This window comes from Methylobacterium marchantiae (assembly GCF_042679825.1).
Classification (GTDB): domain Bacteria; phylum Pseudomonadota; class Alphaproteobacteria; order Rhizobiales; family Beijerinckiaceae; genus Methylobacterium; species Methylobacterium marchantiae.
The window spans coordinates 68,176-71,502 of the sequence record NZ_JBHTND010000022.1 but is presented as its reverse complement, the minus strand read 5'-3'; the positions used below and the strand labels follow the sequence as shown (position 1 = coordinate 71,502).

Annotated in this window: 3 protein-coding genes; all 3 read right to left on the bottom strand. The window is 70.6% G+C overall.

Annotated elements, in window-relative coordinates:
• Positions 1–1,097: SPOR domain-containing protein (locus tag ACFQ4G_RS15925; RefSeq protein WP_379040566.1), on the bottom strand; the 1,097-nt coding region annotated here is incomplete at its 3' end.
• Between the two features lie 30 nt (positions 1,098–1,127).
• Positions 1,128–2,873, bottom strand: coding sequence for an arginine--tRNA ligase (gene argS / locus ACFQ4G_RS15920; protein WP_238202527.1), 1,746 nt, complete (start codon positions 2,871–2,873; stop codon positions 1,128–1,130).
• A 156-nt stretch (positions 2,874–3,029) separates the two neighbouring features.
• Positions 3,030–3,327, bottom strand: a 298-nt coding sequence (locus tag ACFQ4G_RS15915) for a hypothetical protein (RefSeq protein ID WP_379040564.1), incomplete at its 5' end; no start/stop codon positions are given.

Below are 3,327 nucleotides of genomic sequence, written 5' to 3'. Positions count from 1 at the left end.
GGCGCGGGAGCGGGCACGGGAGCGGGCACGGTCGACTCGGGCGCGGACGCCTCGACGACGGGAGCGGGGGTGGCGGTGGGCGGCTTGCCGACGCGCGGATGCAGCGACGCGTTGGTGGAGCCGCCGCCATCGCCCGGAAGGGTCATGGTGGGGATCACGGAGGGGGCGGCGGAGGCCTCGCGCTGGGGCGGCGGCGGGGGGGTATCCGGCTTCACCGACACGGTCCGCACCCGCCGCGGCTCGCCGAGCGTCTCGGTGAGGGGGCCGGTATTGCCGCCCTGCCCGGTCGAGGGCGTGGCTCCGCCCTCCCCGGCGCGCTGGGCCGAACGGGCGGCCTGGGCCACGTCGACCGGCTGCTCCTCGCGGTTGACGATGCGGATCTGGCCGTCCTTGGCGTTGCGGTCGTAGATCTGCTTGTTCTGATCGGGAATCTCGACGCCGTCGGCCTTCTGCGGCGCGATCTTCAGCGGGGCCTTGTCGGCCATGATCGTCGGCACGGTGCCGTCGCTGGAGCTGGAATGCAGGCTGCGCCAGGTCAGGGCGCCGCTGACGCAGACCGCCAGCACGCCGAGGCCGGCGCCGACGGAGACGAGGCGGCTGCGCTGGCGCGGACGCTGGGCCGCCCGGTTGGGGCGGTCCTCCTGCTCCGGCGCATAGGCCTCGGCCCCGCGGGGATCGTGGCTTCCGTCGGCATAGGCGCTGTGATCGACGGAGGCGAGATACTGGTCGAACGCATCGGCCGGATGGGCCGAGAGCGGGGCATGCGGCTCCTGCGCCGCTTGGTACTGGGAATGCTGGGCGTAGGCCTCCGGGGCGGCATAGGCGGCGGGCTGCGCGGCATAGGTCGCAGCCGGCGCCTCGTCGTGGAAGCTCGGCTCCCTCCGTCCGCCCTGGCCCTGCGGCTGGGGCGCGGTGCGGGAATCGCGGGCTTCGAGGAGGGCGCGGAAGGGGTCGTCCTGGCCGACGATGCGGGCGAGTTCCGCCAGCGGATCGGGCTTCGCCGCGGGCTGGGCCTGCGGCTGCGGGGTCGGCGTGGGCTGCAACTCACGCGCGAAGGCGTCGAAATCGACAGGCGCTCGCGAAGCGTTCGTCGTCATGGCAGCATTCCTCTTCACGCCGAGATCACCTCACCGCATTTCATCCGGCGCGGTGACACCCAAGACCGCGAGACCGGAAGCGACGACGCCTCTCAAAGCCTCCACGAGGGCCAGTCTTGCCCGTGTCGAGTTTCGGTCGTTTGGATTAATAAACCGTAATTGCGGCAGGTCTTTGCCTTTGTTCCAGAAACCATGCAGGGAACTTGCCAGCTCGTAGAGGTAGAATGCCACACGGTGTGGCTCGTGGGCCGATGCCGCCGCTTCGATCACCCGCGGGTATTGGGCGATGAGCCGCATGATCTCGATTTCCGCGGAATCGGCCAGCAGCGTCAGGTCCGCATCGGCGAGGCCGGCGACGGAAAAGTCCTCGCCCGGCATGGCCTCGCGCGCCTGCCGGAACACCGAGGCGCAGCGGGCATGGGCGTATTGCACGTAGAAGACGGGGTTGTCCTTGGATTGCTCGACCACCTTGGCGAGGTCGAAATCCAGGGTCGCGTCGTTCTTGCGGTACAGCATCATGAAGCGGATCGCGTCGCGGCCGACCTCGTCGACCACCTCGGCGAGGGTGATGAACTCGCCCGCGCGCTTGGACATCTTCACCGGTTCGCCGGCCCGCAGCAGGCGCACGAGCTGGCACAGCTTGACGTCGAGGGTGGCCTGCCCCCCGCTCACCGCCTTCACCGCCGCCTGCATGCGCTTGACGTAGCCGCCATGGTCCGCGCCGAGCACGTCGATGAGGTCGGTGGCGCCGCGGGCGATCTTGGTCCGGTGATAGGCGATGTCGGAGGCGAAGTAGGTGAACGAGCCGTCCGATTTCAGCAGCGGCCGGTCGACGTCGTCGCCGAACTCCACGGTGCGGAACAGGGTCTGCTCGCGGTCCTCCCAATCCTCGGGCAGCTGGCCCTTGGGCGGCGGCAGCCGGCCTTCGTAGACGAGGCCCTTCTCACGCAGTTCCGCCAGGAGGACGGGCACCGCCTCCTTCAGCGTGGCCTCGGAGAAGAACACGTCGTGGTGGATGCCGAGCCGGGCGAGGTCGCCCCGGATCAGGTCCATCATCGCGTCGATCGATTCGCCCCGCACCATCGGGAGCCATTCCGCCTCGGGCCGGTCGAGGAGCGCGCGGCCGTGCTTCTCGGCGAGCGCCTCGCCCACCGGCACGAGATAATCGCCCGGATAAAGGCCCTCCGGCACGGGGCCGACCTCTTCGCCCAGTGCCTCGCGGTAGCGCAGGAAGGCGGAGCGGGCGAGGACGTCCACCTGCGCGCCGGCATCGTTGATGTAGTATTCGCGCGTCACGTCGCGGCCGGCCGCCACCAGCAGGTTGGCCAGGGCATCGCCGAACACCGCGCCGCGGCCATGGCCCACATGCATCGGCCCGGTGGGGTTGGCCGAGACGTACTCGATATTGACCTTGCCGCCGGGCATGCGGGCGCGGCCGTACCCGGCCCCCTCGCCCAGGGCCGCGCGCACGACCGCGTGATAGGTCTCGGGCGTCAGACGCAGGTTGATGAAGCCGGGCCCCGCGACGCTCGCCTCGACCACGCGGGGATCCTGCCGGAGCTCCGCCGCCAGGGCTTCGCCCAAAGCCTTCGGATTGGTCCGGGCCTCCTTGGCGAGGACCAGGGCCGCATTGGTGGCGAGGTCGCCGTGGGACGCGTCGCGCGGCGGCTCGACCACCACGCGGGAGAGATCGAGACCCTCGGGCAGCGTCCCGGACCGGATCAGGCTCTCGAGCGCCTCGCGCACGCGCGCCTCGAAGGTGGCGAAGATGTTCATGGCTGAGCGACGAATCCGCTTGGGCGGCCGCGCGCGACGCGGCCGCGTCCTCAAAGTGGCGGCATAGCAAGGGCGCGGGAGGGTGTCACGGCGCGCCTGCCTCTCGTCAAGGGCGCGTCCTGGTCCGAAAGGGTCGAGACGGAGTGCCGGAGATCATCACCTGTTCACCGCGGCGATCCGCGCGTCGAACCAGACCAGGTCACGCGGCAGAACGGCGTTGTCCGGCGAGCCGTCGATGAGCCGGAGGGTGATCGCGCGGCCAAGCGCGAGCTTTCGAAGCGCCTCGTCGCCACGGCCCTGCGCCGCGTCGATCAAAGCGACGCAGCCATGGCTCAGCGCCAGATCGCGCCGCCATTGCGCGTTGCCCGGATCGGACCGCGACAGACCCTCGGCGATCGAAAGCCCGGCGGTGAAGCTCGCGAGCGCGCCGGACAGGTCGCCCTGAGCGAAGAGG